This is a genomic window from Streptomyces sp. NPDC034111 (assembly GCF_055575375.1).
In genome coordinates this window covers 134248-147253 of the sequence record NZ_JBVIST010000021.1, presented here as the reverse complement: position 1 = coordinate 147253, position 13006 = coordinate 134248, and the positions used below count along the sequence as shown (strand labels likewise).

The window sequence follows — 13006 nt, the reverse complement described above, 5'->3', positions numbered from 1 at the left end:
TGCCGCACCCCCCGCAGCTCCACCCCCTTCGCCTGCGCCTCCTGCCGCATCTGATCAACCGCCTGAGCCGCCACCTCCGACAGATCCACCGGCTTCTTGTCCACGACCTTGTTCTCACTGCGCGCCAGCAGCAAAAGCCCCTCCACCAACTGCTCACTGCGCTCATTCGTCGCCAGCAACGTCTTGCCCAGCTGCGCCAGCTCCGGCGAAGCATCCGGGTCGGCGAGCTGCACCTCCAACAGCGTGCGATTGATCGCCAACGGCGTACGCAGCTCATGCGAGGCATTGGCAACAAACCGCCGCTGCGACTCAAACGCCCGGTCCAAACGGTCCAGCATCTCGTCGAAGGTGTCCGCCAGCTCCTTGAGCTCATCGTCCGGCCCACCCAGCTCGATCCGCCGGTGCAGATCCGACCCCGCCACCCGCTGCGCGGTCCGAGTGATCCGCCCCAACGGCGCAAGCACCCGCCCCGCCATCGCATAACCGAACGCGAACGCCACGACGGTCAGCCCGAGCAGCGCCAGCAGTGAGCGGTTGAGCAGGCTGTTGAGGGCCACCGCGCGCTGCTGCTGGAGGCACTGGTTGACGGCTTCCTGGAGCAGCGGTCCGGAGGTCTGGGTGGGCAGGTCGCAGATGTCGCTGGTGGACTCGAACTTGCCGCCCAGGATCTTCAGCGGCAGCGCGCTGCCGTCGTGCAGCGCGTCCGCGGCCAGCATGTAGATGATCGTGAGCAGCACGATGCCGGCCATCAGGAACATGCCGCCGTACAGGAGCGTCAGCCGTATCCGGATCGTGGGGCGCAGCCACGGGAACGGCCGGACGTTGACCGGGCGGGGGTCCCAGGTGGGCTTGGGCGGCATGGGCGGCGGCGGGGCGGCCGCCTTGGAGAACGAGGGCAGGGAGGGCATCGCCGGTCAGATCCGGTATCCCGAGCCGGGGACGGTGACGATCACCGCGGGCTCGCCGAGCTTGCGGCGCAGCGTCATGACCGTGACGCGTACGACGTTGGTGAACGGGTCGGTGTTCTCGTCCCAGGCCTTCTCCAGCAGCTGCTCGGCCGAGACGACCGTGCCCTCGCTGCGCATCAGGACCTCCAGCACCGCGAACTCCTTCGGCGCGAGCTGGACCTCCTTGCCGTCGCGGAAGACCTCGCGGCGGTTGGGGTCGAGCTTGATGCCGGCCCGCTCCAGGACGGGCGGCAGCGCGACGGTCGTACGGCGCCCCAGGGCGCGTACCCGGGCTGTGAGCTCGGTGAAGGCGAAGGGCTTGGGGAGGTAGTCGTCCGCGCCGATCTCCAGGCCCTCGACGCGGTCGCTGACGTCGCCGGAGGCGGTGAGCATCAGGACGCGGGTGGGCATCCCGAGCTCGACGATCTTGCGGCAGACGTCGTCCCCGTGGACGACCGGAAGATCACGGTCGAGCACGACGACGTCGTAGTCGTTGACCGCGATCCGTTCGAGGGCGGCGGCGCCGTCGTAGACCACGTCGACGGCCATGGCCTCCCGGCGTAGTCCGGTGGCCACCGCATCGGCGAGCAGCTGCTCGTCCTCGACGACGAGAACACGCACGTCGCTAGTCCTTCCTCACAGCCCTCTCGGGCAGGCACAACAAAGTCTCAGAGCCCTTCCATCCTGCCCCGAACAGCCGTAAACCGGCGGTAAGAGCAGGTACGGAGGGGTGGAGGGCAGGCCCGTGGAGCGCGCTCGACAGGATTCCTGGCCGGGTTGAGGTTTCCCTGAGGGTCCGCATGGGGAGGACGAGTGCACACCCGCGATCACGCCCTGTTCATGTGGCGACCCGAATTGCCATGTAACTGAACCATCGCAGGGATCACGCCGTGATCGACCCACCCGTCGGCACACCCCCGTGCCACCGACCCACGACGAGGGGGCGCACATGGACGCGTTCACCGCAGGCATTCTGCAGCGCATAGAGAAGACCGAAGCCGAACTGGACCAGGCCCGCGCTGCGGGAGATGACTTCCTCGCCGAGGTCGAGCAGGCCGAACTCGAAGACCTGCAGCGACTGGCGAGCGAGCACGGCGTGCGGTACGGGGCGGTAAGCAACGCCTGACCGCCCGCCGTCGTACGGCGACAGCGCCCCGGCATCCAGGGGATGGTGCCGGGGCGCTGGCACGCCCGGGGGCGGCCGGGTTCAGTCGTGCCAGGCGCCCAGCTCGTCGAGCAGCGGCTGGAGCTGCGCGAAGAGGGCCGGGGAGGCGGCCAGGGTCAGCTCGTGGGAGGCGTCCCGGCCGGGGCGGCCTCCGGTGAGCGCACCGGCCTCGCGGGCGATCAGCGCGCCGGCCGCGAGGTCCCAGGGGTTCAGCCCGCGCTCGTAGTAGGCGTCGAGCCGTCCGCAGGCCACATCGCACAGGTCGATCGCGGCCGACCCGGCCCGCCGGATGTCGCGGACCTGCGGCAGCAGGGTGCGCACCACCTCTGCCTGGGCGGCCCGGCGGTCCGCCAGATAGCCGAAGCCGGTGCCGAGCAGCGCCTGGGAGAGCGGCGGCGCGGGCCGGTGCCGGACCGGCTTGCCGTTGTTGAGCGCCCCACGGCCCAGGACGGCCTGGTAGGTCTCGCCGCGCATCGGGGCGGCGACCACCCCGACAACGGCCTCGCCGTCCTTCTCCGCCGCGATGGACACGGCCCAGGACGGCAGGCCGTAGAGGTAGTTCACGGTGCCGTCGAGGGGGTCGATCACCCAGCGGATGCCGCTGGTGCCCTCCGTACTGGCGCCTTCCTCCCCCAGGAAGCCGTCGTCGGGGCGGCGCTCCCCGAGGAAGCCGGTGATCAGCTTCTCTGAGGCGATGTCCATCTCGGTGACGACGTCGATGGGGCTGGATTTCGTGGCGGCCACATCGAGGTCGGCCGGCCGGCCGTCGCGCAGCAGCGTCCCGGCGCGGCGGGCGGCCTCCAGGGCGAGGTCGAGAAGTTCGTCGTACAGCGCGTCGTTCTGCGCCGGATCGGAGTGCAGCGGGTCGGGCACGATGCTCCTTGCTCGGACGAGCGGTGGGCGGGCGGGAGGTGGGGGCGTACGGGCTTATGCGGGGGCGTCCGCGACCGGGCCCCGCCAGTCGGCGCCCGCGGCGGCCGGATGCGGCGCACGGGCCGGGCAGCAGCCGACCGGACAGAGGTCGTGGCTCGCGCCGAGGGCGCCCAGGGCGCAGCGCTCGGGGGTGCGGCCCCGCTCGGTCGCCGCGCGCTCCAGGAGGAGGTCGCGGACGGCCGCGGCGAACCGGGGGTCGGCGCCCACGGTGGCCGATCTGACGACCGGCAGGCCGAGCTCGGCGGCCTTGGCGGTGGCCTCGGTGTCGAGGTCGTACTTGACCTCCATGTGGTCCGAGACGAAGCCGATGGGGGCCATGACGACGGCGGGGACGCCCGCGGCGTGCCGCTCCTCCAGGTGGTCGCAGATGTCCGGCTCCAGCCAGGGGATGTGCGGGGCGCCGCTGCGCGACTGGTAGACGAGCCGCCAAGGGTGCGCCACGCCGGTCTCCTCCCGTACGGCGTCGGCGATCATCCGTGCCACATCCAGGTGCTGGGCGACATAGGCGCCGCCCTCGCCGCCCTCGGTGTGGTCTTCGGGGGTGCCGGAGGTGTCGGCGGCGGCGGTGGGGATGGAGTGCGTGGTGAAGGCGAGGTGGGCGCCGTCCCGCACCGGCGCCGGCAGCTCGGCCAGGGACGCCAGCACCCCGTCGATCATCGGCCGCAGGAAGCCGGGGTGGTTGAAGTAGTGCCGCAGCTTGTCCACCTGGGGCACCGGCAGCCCCTCCGCCTGAAGGGCGGCGAGCGCATCGGCGAGGTTCTCGCGGTACTGCCGGCAGCCCGAGTACGAGGCGTAGGCGCTGGTCGCGAGGGTGGCGATCCGGCGGTGGCCGTCGTTCACCATCGTGCGCAGGGTGTCGGTCAGGTAGGGCGCCCAGTTGCGGTTGCCCCAGTAGACGGGCAGATCCAGGCCGTTCTCGGCGAAGTCCTTGCGCAGTGCGTCCAGCAGCTCACGGTTCTGGGCGTTGATCGGGCTCACGCCACCGAACAGGAAGTAGTGCTGCCCCACCTCCTTGAGCCGCTCGCGGGGGATGCCGCGGCCGCGGGTGACGTTCTCCAGGAACGGCACGACGTCGTCGGGGCCTTCGGGGCCGCCGAAGGAGAGCAGCAGCAGGGCGTCATAGGGGGCGGGATCGCACTGTTCGGGCATGCCATCGATCCTGCCACCCTTGCTCCGGGCGCGGTGGGCAGGCCCCGGGGCCGGGGAGGGCGGCGGGGGCCACCGGCACTGGCGGAAATCCGGAGGCGCCGGGAGCGCTCCGCCCGTAAGCTGTGTCGGCTACAGACATTGCTTACCCCCCATTGCTTACCGATCTTCGGTCCTGATCCGGCGGAGCGCCCCCGTTGCCCAGTCCCTACCGCGCCCTTTTCGGCCGCCCCGGTACCAAGTCCTTCTCGGCTGCCGGACTCCTGGGCCGGATGCCGCTGTCGATGATGGGCATCGGCATCGTCACGATGGTCTCCCAGCTGACCGGCCGCTACGGCCTGGCGGGCGCGCTGTCGGCGACCCTCGCGCTGTCCGCGGCGGTCATCGGGCCGCAGATATCCCGGCTGGTGGACCGGCACGGCCAGCGCCGGGTGATGCGCCCGGCGACGCTGGTCTCGCTCGCCGCGGTGGCCGGTCTGCTGTTGAGCGCGCAGCAGCGCTGGCCGGACTGGCTCCTCTTCGTCTTCGCGGCCTGCGTGGGGTGCGTACCGAGCGTCGGCTCGATGGTCCGGGCACGCTGGGCGGAGCTCTACCGTGGCTCCCCGCGCGAGCTGCACACCGCGTACTCGTGGGAGTCGATCGTCGACGAGATGTGCTTCATCGTCGGGCCGATCCTGTCCATCGGGCTGTCCACCGCGTGGTTCCCGGAGGCCGGTCCGCTGCTGGCCGGCGGCTTCCTGGCGGCCGGGGTCTTCTGGCTGACGTCGCAGCGGACGACCGAGCCGGTGCCGCATCCGCGGGCGCAGCACGCCACGGGTTCGGCGCTGCGCTCGCCGGGCCTCCAGGTGCTGGTGGGGACGTTTGTGGCGACCGGCGCGATCTTCGGGGCGATCGACGTGGTGACCGTGGCGTTCGCCGAGGAGGAGGGGCACAAGGCGGCGGCCAGCCTGGTGCTGGCGGTCTATGCACTCGGCTCATGTGTGGCCGGTGCCGTCTTCGGGCTGCTGCACCTCAAGGGGCATCCGGCGCGCCGCTGGGTGGTGGGGGTCTGCGCGATGGCGGTGAGCATGGTGCCGCTCCAGCTGGTGGGCTCGCTGCCGCTGCTGGCGGTCGCGCTCTTCGTCGCGGGCCTGTCCATCGCGCCGACGATGGTGACCACGATGGCGCTGGTCGAGGAGCATGTGCCGCGGGCGCAGCTGACCGAGGGCATGACGTGGACCAGCACCGGTCTGGCGGTCGGGGTGGCGCTGGGTTCCTCGGCGGCCGGCTGGGTGGTGGACGCCGCGGGCGCCGCCCGCGGCTATCTCGTACCGGTGACGGCGGGTGTGCTCGCCGCGCTGGTGGCGTTCGCGGGCTACCGCAGGCTCCGCCCGGGGCCGGTGCCGGCCGTGGCGGGCCGGACCGTCGCCGAGGGGCAGCCGGATCCGGCCGGCGTGGCAGCCGAGCGGCAGGGCGAGGAGAGCGTCGCGTAGGGCGGTTCCGAGCGGACCCGCCGCCTCCGGGTTACCGGCGGTACGAGATGTCCGGGAGCCGGGCGATTGCGGCCGATTTCCTTGATCGTGTGATTCCCGTCACCCCCTGTGGATGTCGCGTCGGTGACTGACATCATGCGCTCACACCAACGGCGGCCGAACCGGCCGGCCCGCGCGGAGGAAGGGGACGTCACCATGGCAGTCAGCAACGCCGTCGGCGGCTCGGGAGGGCGCGGCCCGAGTGCCGGACCGTGGCGCAACTGGGCCGGCAACGTCACCACCCACCCCGCCCGGAGCGCGGCGCCCGCGAGCACCGAGGAGCTGGCGTCCGCGATCCGTACCGCGGCCGCGGACGGACTGACGGTCAAGGCGGCCGGCACCGGACACTCCTTCACCCCGGCCGCCGCCACGGACGGGCTGCTGATCCGCCCCGAGCGACTGACCGGCGTACGCCGGATCGACCGCGAGGCCGGGACGGTGACAGTGGCCGCCGGTACGCCCCTCAAGCGCCTCAACGAGACCCTGGCCGCGCACGGGCTGTCGCTGACCAACATGGGCGACATCATGGAGCAGACCGTCTCCGGGGCGGTCAGCACCGGCACCCACGGCACCGGCCGCGACTCGGCCTCGATCGCCGCCCAGCTCACCGCCCTCGAACTGGTCACCGCCGACGGCTCGGTGCTGACCTGCTCCGCCGAGGAGAACCCGGACGTCTTCGCGGCGGCCCGGCTGGGCCTGGGCGCACTGGGCGTGATCAGCGAGCTGACCTTCGCCGTGGAGCCGGAGTTCCTGCTGACCGCCCGCGAGGAGCCGATGCCCTTCGACGAGGTGACCGGCCGGTTCGACGAGCTGATCGCCGAGAACGAGCACTTCGAGTTCTACTGGTTCCCGCACACCGGCAACTGCAACACCAAGCGCAACAACCGCAGCCAGGGCCCGGCCGCGCCGCCGGGCAGGGTCAGCGGCTGGATCGAGGACGAGCTGCTGTCCAACGGGGTCTTCCAGGCCGCCTGCACCGTAGGCCGGGCGGTGCCGGCAGCCATACCGGGCATCGCCAAGCTCTCCAGCCGCGCACTGTCGGCCCGTACGTACACCGACATCCCGTACAAGGTGTTCACCTCACCGCGGCGGGTGCGGTTCGTGGAGATGGAGTACGCGCTGCCCCGTGCGGCCGCGGTCGCCGCGCTGGGTGAGCTCAAGGCCCTGGTGGAGCGCTCGGACTTCAGGATCAGCTTCCCCGTGGAGGTGCGCACCGCGCCGGCCGACGACCTCCCGCTGTCCACCGCTTCGGGCCGGGACACCACCTACATCGCCGTGCACATGTACCGGGGGACGCCGTACGAGGCGTACTTCGCGGCCACCGAGCGGATCATGACGGCGCACGAGGGGCGCCCGCACTGGGGGAAGCTGCACACCCGCGACGCCTCCCGTCTCGCCGAGGTCTATCCGCGGTTCGGCGAGTTCACCGCGGTCCGCGACCGGCTGGACCCGGAGCGCCGGTTCGCCAACGCGTATCTGCGCCGGGTCCTGGGGGACTGACCGACGCCGGCCGCGGCCCGGCGCCCCGGAAGGGGGCACCGGACCGCGGCCGTTGCGGAGCCGTACGGACGGCCGGTCCGCCCGGGTCAGGAAGCGCCCGGGTCGGGGGCCTGTGCCCCGGGATCCTGCTGGCTTCCGGGGCTCTCACCGCCGGTCGGGCCGTCACCGGTCCCGGCGTCACCGCCGCTGTCCGAGGATCCGCTCGGCGACGGATCCGGGGACGATGAGGTGTCCGGGTCCGGCGAGCTCTTGCCGCCGTCGGACGGGTCCGGGTCCGGGGTGCCGTTGTCCCTTCCCCTGTCCTGACCGGTACCGCTGTCACCGGACCGGCCGGGGTCCGGGGACGCTCCGTCGCCGCCGCCCTGCCGGCCGCCGTGACCCGGCGCATGGCCTGGGTCGGGCGATTCCGGTGCGCTGGGCTGCTGCCGGCTCCCCCCACCGTTGTGGGTGAGGTTGCCGAGCGTGGTGCCCTTTGCCCCGCTGGGCGTCTGCCCCGTCAACAGCTCGGTCGCGGTGACCCCACCCATCGCCAGTACGAAGACCACGAGCGCGCCGAGCGCCGGCCGCTTCCAGCCGCGCAGCCGGGTGCCGTACGTCGCGGTGCTCACTTCCTCGGGCCTGCCGGCCGTGGGAAGCACCGTGGTGACGTCGGCCGGGCGGGCGGCCGACCGGCCCGGTGCCATGGTCCGCTCGTCGAGGCGGGGCACCAGCTGGGTCCGGTCCATGGGGTGGGCGCTTGCCGGATCGCGGCGACGGGCCTGTTCGGCCCGCGGGATCAACTGGGTGCGCGCCGTGTCGGACGGGGGTGTCCGGGCGGCGACGGAGGTGACCGGGTCCTCCGTGCCCTGTTTGTCGAAGGTCGGCAGCACCCGCGTGGGGTCCTGCCTGGTCTGCTGGGTGGTGGATCGAGTGCGGGAGGAGAAGCGGCGGGGCCTCGGTCTGGTGGCGACCGATGCCTCCTTGATCTGTTCGCCGGTGCGCCGGAAGAGGTGCTGGAATATCGAGCCACCTGTCGTGGCCACGACACTGACCACACCTGCGCCGATGATGGTTCCGTACACACCGAGCTGCCCCGCGAGGAACGCGGCGGCGGCCGCAGCGAGCGCGCTGCCGGCAACCTGAGCCACGCTCAGGTCGATCCGCTTCTCCTTCTCTTTCGTGGCGGTTTCGGTTTCCTTGTCCATCTCCTACCTTTGATAGCCCCTTCGATCCATCTTGCATGGAGAAGTGACCAATTGGCGGAGTCTTTAGTTCCGATTTTGGGGAATCTGTGAAACTTGCCACCTCTGTGCCTGGTAGAGAGATCGACAAGGCGACCGAACCCCGTTGCCCGCCCAGAAGTTCAGCGGCGCGGCGGTCCACCTCAGTGGTCCGAATGGAGTACTGTGGCGAACCCTGGCCCCGGTTCCCGTCCGGCTGCCCGGAACCCGCGGGAGGGGGCCCAGCAGGCGGCACTCACCCTGGGGCGCCGCCGCTCGGCACGGGTGACGGCGACAGGACAAGCGGCATGGTCACTGAGCGTTGCAAACTGGTAACCGTGTCATAACGGCGTTTGGGGGCCAAGCCTCGACACGCCGGGCAACTCGGCAATGTTGTGGCAGGCTGCACCCGGGCAGGCCACACTCGACTAGCGGAAGCAGCGACGCACGTGACGTCGGCAGGCACCACCCGGGAGGTCCCCATGCCCGAACTGCGTGTCGTGGCCGTCTCCAACGACGGCACACGGCTGGTGCTCAAAGCTGCGGACAGCACCGAGTACACGCTTCCGATCGACGAACGGCTGCGCGCCGCCGTCCGCAACGACCGTGCGCGGCTCGGCCAGATCGAGATCGAGGTCGAGAGCCATCTGCGTCCGCGGGACATCCAGGCGCGGATAAGAGCAGGTGCCTCCGCCGAAGAGGTCGCCCAGCTCGCCGGCATCCCCGTCGACCGGGTGCGCCGCTTCGAGGGCCCGGTGCTCGCCGAGCGCGCCTTCATGGCCGAGCGGGCCCGTAAGACACCCGTGCGACGGCCCGGCGAGAACACCGGTCCGCAGCTCGGTGAGGCGGTCGCGGAGCGGCTGCTGCTGCGCGGCGCCGACAAGGAGAGCGTCCAGTGGGACTCCTGGCGCCGGGACGACGGCACCTGGGAGGTGCTGCTGGTCTACCGCGTCGCGGCCGAACCGCACTCGGCGAGCTGGACCTACGACCCGCCGCGCCGGCTCGTCCAGGCCGTGGACGACGAGGCCCGGGCGCTGATCGGCGAGAGCGACGACACGCCCGAGCCGAGCTTCCCGTTCGTACCGCGGATCGCACGGCTGCCGCGTGACCGGCCGCTGGACCGTGCCCTGGACCGGCAGACGTCCGAGCGCGGTGAGCGCGCGGCGCAGTCCGGCGGCGAGGAGAGCGAGCCGCGGGGTGCGGAGGAGGCCGTCGGTGAGCGGGAGCGCGAGCGGGATTCGCTGACCAGCCTGCTGGAGGCGGTGCCCAGCTTCCGTGGCGACATGGTCGTACCGGAAAGCGCCAAGGCTCCGCAGAGCGACGAGGACTCCGAGGCCGAGGTCGAGGAGCCGCCGGCCCCGGCGGCCAGTGCGGGCGCGGGTTCCGCGTACGCCGATGTGCTGATGCCGCGGGCGGTGGCCGGCCACCGAGACCGGCTGACCGGGACGACGGACCGGCAGGCGGAGGCGGACGGTGTCCGGCCAGGGCGCCGGGCGGCCGTGCCCAGCTGGGACGAGATCGTCTTCGGCACCCGGAGGAAGAAGCCGGAGTAGCACCCGTAGACACCACCCGCCCGTCCCTCCTTCCAGGGGGACGGGCGGACGGCGTCGTGCGGAGCCCGGACGGGCTCAGCCGGGCTGCGGGCCGGTGGCGACCGGGCGGGACGGGTCGGCGGACCATTCGCTCCACGAACCGACGTACAGCGCCGCGGGGATACCGGCGACCGCGAGGGCCAGCACCTGGTGGGCCGCGGAGACCCCGGAGCCGCAGTAGACGCCGACCTCCCTGTCCGGTGTGACGCCCAGGGCCGCGAACCGCTCGACCAGCTCGGACGCGGGACGGAAGGTCGTGCCGCCCTCGGCGACGTTCTCGGTGGTCGGTGCGGAGACCGCGCCGGGGATATGGCCGGCGACCTTGTCGATGGGCTCCACCTCGCCGCGGTAGCGCTCGGCGGCGCGCGCGTCGAGGAGGACACCGCGACGGGCCAGCGCGGCCGCGTCGTCGGCCCTCAGCAGCGGCAGCGCGCCGGGCATCGGCGTGAAGTCCCCCGCCTCGGGGGTCACTTCGCCGGCGCTCAGCGCACCGCCGGACGCCTGCCAGGCGGCGAGACCGCCGTCCAGCACCCGCACCTCGGGGTGGCCGCTCCAGCGCAGCAGCCACCAGGCACGGGCCGCCGCCCAGCCCTGGCCGCCGTCGTAGACGACCACCGGGCGGTCCGCGCGGACGCCGGCGGCCCGCATCGCGTCGGCGAAGACGTCGAGGTCGGGGAGCGGGTGACGGCCGACCGGGCCGGGCGGACCGGCCAGTTCACCGTCGAGATCGACATAGACCGCGCCGGGCAGATGACCGGCCTCGTACTCGGGGCGGCCGGGCGGCCCGCCGAGCTGGTAGCGGACGTCCAGGAGCACCGGCGGGGTGGGTCCGGCCAACTCGCTCGCGAGTTCGGTAGCGGTGATGATGGCATTCATGGGTCTCATCCTTGCGTAGCGGCGACTACGTACAGAAGGCGGGTGCCCACCCTCCGTATGACGCAGTTGCGCCCTGTCGCAACACCGCCGAAAAGGATGGGAAATACCAAAACGGATATTCTCCCTCGTGAACGCGCCGTGGACGGCGCGGCCGGGGCGCACACCGGCACACAGGGTGCGAGCATCTGCACGGGACCTGCGCCCGTACCGCACGTACCGCACATGGTCAGCACCCCGACGCTCCGAGGAGAAAGTGACGATGACGACCGAGGCCGCGACTCGGCGGATGCCCGGCGCGCCCTGCTGGGTGAGCCTCCTGGCCCACAGCCTGTCCGCGACGCAGGAGTTCTACGGCGCGCTGTTCGGCTGGGAGTTCCGTCCGGGACCGCAGCATTTCGGTCCGTACGCCCGGGCCTTCCTCGACGGCCGGGAGGTCGCCGGGGTCGGTGAGCTGGCACCTGACCGTAATCTGCCGGTCGCCTGGACCACCTATCTGGCCAGCGACGACGCCGATGTGACCGCCGAGCAGATTCGTTGCTGCGGCGGGACGGTGGGCGTCGGGCCGCTGGACGCGGACGATGACACGGGCCGGATGGCGATCGGCTCGGACCCGCAGGGCGCGATCTTCGGCATCTGGCAGGGCAGGTCGATGATGGGCACCGCGATCACCGGGGATCCCGGGACGCCGGTGTGGAACGAGCTGGTCACCCAGGACACCGACTCCGTAGGCCCGTTCTACGAGCATGTCTTCGGCTTCGAGGCGGAACCCCTGGGTGCGGACGGCCCGGCGGACCTCGACTATCTGACGCTGCTCCTCAAGGGCCGTGCGGTGGCCGGCATCCACGGCGTGGGCAACGCCCTCCCCCGCGACCGCGGCTCCCACTGGATGACGTACTTCGCCGTCCCCAGCACCGATGCCGCCGCCCGCCGGGTCACCGAACTGGGCGGCCGGGTACTGCACCCCGCCCACGACTCCCACCACGGGCGCCTGGCGACGGTCACCGACACCGAGGGCGCGGTCTTCACCGTCATCGAGCCGAACTGAGCACGTCCGCCTCCGCGCCCACAACGAGCCGCATGCGGACGTAGTCGGCTTTGCAGGGGAGTTGAGGGCGCGCGCCCACGCCTCTCGCCGGCGCGCCACTCCATCGGGAGGATCGATGTCCGACGCGGACAGCCCGCCGGTCCGGTAGTACGCGGTGCGGGCCCGGGTATGCAGCTCCACCATTGCGTCGAGATCGCTGTGGTCGGGCCTCTGCAACAGGAGGTGAGAGGGCGTCATGGCGAGGGGGACGCATGCGGTGCGAGCGGGGTTCCTCGCGCCGCTGGGGGCAGCGCCCTTTCCGCCGAGCTCCTCGGTGGCGGCACCGTTTCGCTACTTCTGACGGGCGGTCATCTCGTCGTGGTGGCCGTCCGGCCGGGCGGAAGCCTCGGGTGATGACATAGGCAGGACGTCCGGCGACAGTGCGCCGGCGCGGGCCGTGGCGCTGGTCATCCTGCGGCGGTGGTGGCGACGGCAGAGAACTTCGTAACCCACCTCGTCGCACGCCTGGTTGACGTCGCCCACCACCACCTGGGCGCCCTCGACCACCATCTCCCCGCCCACCGTACGGGCGTTGTGCGTGGCCCGGGCGCCGCACCAGCACAGCGCTTCCACCTGAAGCGACTCGACGCGGTCGGCCAGCTCGATCAGGCGCCGGGAGCCCGGGAACAGATGGGTCCGGAAGTCGGTGGTGATGCCGAACGCGAAGACGTCCAGTTCGAGATCGTCGACGATCCGCGCGAGCTGGTCTATCTGCGCGGGGGCGAGGAACTGGGCCTCGTCCACGATCACGTAGTCGGCCCGGCCGCCCTGGGAGAGGTGGTCGACGACGTAGGCGTAGAGGTCCATCCCCTCGTCGGCCTCGACGGCATCGGTGACCAGGCCGAGCCGTGAGGAGAGCCGGCCCTCGCCCGCCCGGTCGTCACGAGTGAAGATCACGCCTTGGAGGCCACGGGCCGACCGGTTGTGCTCGATCTGTAGCGCCAGAGTACTCTTCCCGCAATCCATGGTTCCGGAGAAAAATACCAATGCGGACATGGGTGAGGGATGGCCTTTCGCGTCGGAGTCGGCGGCATTGCAGCGGACGGCGCCCAC

Annotated in this window: 12 protein-coding genes; 5 read left to right on the top strand and 7 right to left on the bottom strand. The window is 71.8% G+C overall.

What is annotated here, in order from left to right:
- Positions 1-908: sensor histidine kinase (locus tag ACZ55A_RS32200; RefSeq protein ID WP_468847611.1), on the bottom strand; the 908-nt coding region annotated here is incomplete at its 3' end.
- 6 nt (positions 909-914) lie between these two features.
- Complete coding sequence (locus ACZ55A_RS32195) at positions 915-1568, bottom strand: response regulator transcription factor (protein WP_006602630.1); 654 nt, start codon at positions 1566-1568, stop codon at positions 915-917.
- A 328-nt stretch (positions 1569-1896) separates the two neighbouring features.
- Between ACZ55A_RS32195 and ACZ55A_RS32190 the strand changes: the two genes are divergently transcribed.
- Positions 1897-2073, top strand: a complete 177-nt coding sequence (locus ACZ55A_RS32190) for a hypothetical protein (protein ID WP_468847608.1) — start codon at positions 1897-1899, stop codon at positions 2071-2073.
- A gap of 81 nt (positions 2074-2154) precedes the next feature.
- Here ACZ55A_RS32190 and ACZ55A_RS32185 read toward each other — a convergent pair whose 3' ends face one another.
- Both ACZ55A_RS32185 and ACZ55A_RS32180 read right to left on the bottom strand, forming a co-directional pair.
- Entirely contained in the window at positions 2155-2985 is an 831-nt protein-coding gene (locus ACZ55A_RS32185) for an inositol monophosphatase family protein (protein ID WP_468847605.1), read from the bottom strand.
- 54 nt (positions 2986-3039) lie between these two features.
- Positions 3040-4194 carry a ferrochelatase gene (locus ACZ55A_RS32180; protein WP_468847602.1) on the bottom strand — a complete coding sequence of 385 codons (1155 nt, stop codon included), beginning with the start codon at positions 4192-4194 and terminating at the stop codon, positions 3040-3042.
- A gap of 194 nt (positions 4195-4388) precedes the next feature.
- On the opposite strand from ACZ55A_RS32180, the gene ACZ55A_RS32175 reads away from it, so the two are divergent.
- Together ACZ55A_RS32175 and ACZ55A_RS32170 are read left to right on the top strand one after the other, a co-directional pair.
- The gene (locus tag ACZ55A_RS32175; RefSeq protein WP_468847599.1) at positions 4389-5663 is read left to right on the top strand and encodes an MFS transporter; all 1275 of its coding nucleotides are present in this window, start codon (positions 4389-4391) and stop codon (positions 5661-5663) included.
- 195 nt (positions 5664-5858) lie between these two features.
- The gene (locus ACZ55A_RS32170) at positions 5859-7202 is read left to right on the top strand and encodes a D-arabinono-1,4-lactone oxidase (protein ID WP_468847596.1); all 1344 of its coding nucleotides are present in this window, start codon (positions 5859-5861) and stop codon (positions 7200-7202) included.
- An 86-nt stretch (positions 7203-7288) separates the two neighbouring features.
- Here ACZ55A_RS32170 and ACZ55A_RS32165 read toward each other — a convergent pair whose 3' ends face one another.
- Positions 7289-8386 carry a hypothetical protein gene (locus ACZ55A_RS32165; protein ID WP_468847593.1) on the bottom strand — a complete coding sequence of 366 codons (1098 nt, stop codon included), beginning with the start codon at positions 8384-8386 and terminating at the stop codon, positions 7289-7291.
- A gap of 497 nt (positions 8387-8883) precedes the next feature.
- On the opposite strand from ACZ55A_RS32165, the gene sepH reads away from it, so the two are divergent.
- Positions 8884-9954, top strand: a complete 1071-nt coding sequence (gene sepH, locus ACZ55A_RS32160) for a septation protein SepH (protein ID WP_468847590.1) — start codon at positions 8884-8886, stop codon at positions 9952-9954.
- A 75-nt stretch (positions 9955-10029) separates the two neighbouring features.
- Here sepH and ACZ55A_RS32155 read toward each other — a convergent pair whose 3' ends face one another.
- A complete protein-coding gene (locus ACZ55A_RS32155; RefSeq protein ID WP_468847587.1) occupies positions 10030-10869 on the bottom strand; it encodes a sulfurtransferase in 840 nt (279 codons plus the stop codon).
- Between the two features lie 259 nt (positions 10870-11128).
- Here ACZ55A_RS32155 and ACZ55A_RS32150 point away from each other — a divergent pair, with 259 nt between their 5' ends.
- Positions 11129-11914 (top strand): VOC family protein, encoded by a 786-nt coding sequence (locus ACZ55A_RS32150; protein WP_468847584.1) that lies wholly within the window; start codon positions 11129-11131, stop codon positions 11912-11914.
- A 330-nt stretch (positions 11915-12244) separates the two neighbouring features.
- Here the strand turns inward: ACZ55A_RS32150 and ACZ55A_RS32145 are convergent, their stop codons facing one another.
- Complete coding sequence (locus tag ACZ55A_RS32145) at positions 12245-12949, bottom strand: thymidine kinase (RefSeq protein WP_468847581.1); 705 nt, start codon at positions 12947-12949, stop codon at positions 12245-12247.
- Positions 12950-13006: the final 57 nt, after the last annotated feature.

Coding starts and splice junctions, on each gene's coding strand:
- ACZ55A_RS32190 (WP_468847608.1), top strand. CDS start 1,897: ATGGACGCGTTCACCGCAGGCATTCTGCAGCGCATAGAGAAGACCGAA.
- ACZ55A_RS32180 (WP_468847602.1), bottom strand. CDS start 4,194: ATGCCCGAACAGTGCGATCCCGCCCCCTATGACGCCCTGCTGCTGCTC.
- ACZ55A_RS32170 (WP_468847596.1), top strand. CDS start 5,859: ATGGCAGTCAGCAACGCCGTCGGCGGCTCGGGAGGGCGCGGCCCGAGT.
- ACZ55A_RS32165 (WP_468847593.1), bottom strand. CDS start 8,386: ATGGACAAGGAAACCGAAACCGCCACGAAAGAGAAGGAGAAGCGGATC.
- sepH (WP_468847590.1), top strand. CDS start 8,884: ATGCCCGAACTGCGTGTCGTGGCCGTCTCCAACGACGGCACACGGCTG.
- ACZ55A_RS32155 (WP_468847587.1), bottom strand. CDS start 10,869: ATGAATGCCATCATCACCGCTACCGAACTCGCGAGCGAGTTGGCCGGA.
- ACZ55A_RS32150 (WP_468847584.1), top strand. CDS start 11,129: ATGACGACCGAGGCCGCGACTCGGCGGATGCCCGGCGCGCCCTGCTGG.
- ACZ55A_RS32145 (WP_468847581.1), bottom strand. CDS start 12,949: ATGTCCGCATTGGTATTTTTCTCCGGAACCATGGATTGCGGGAAGAGT.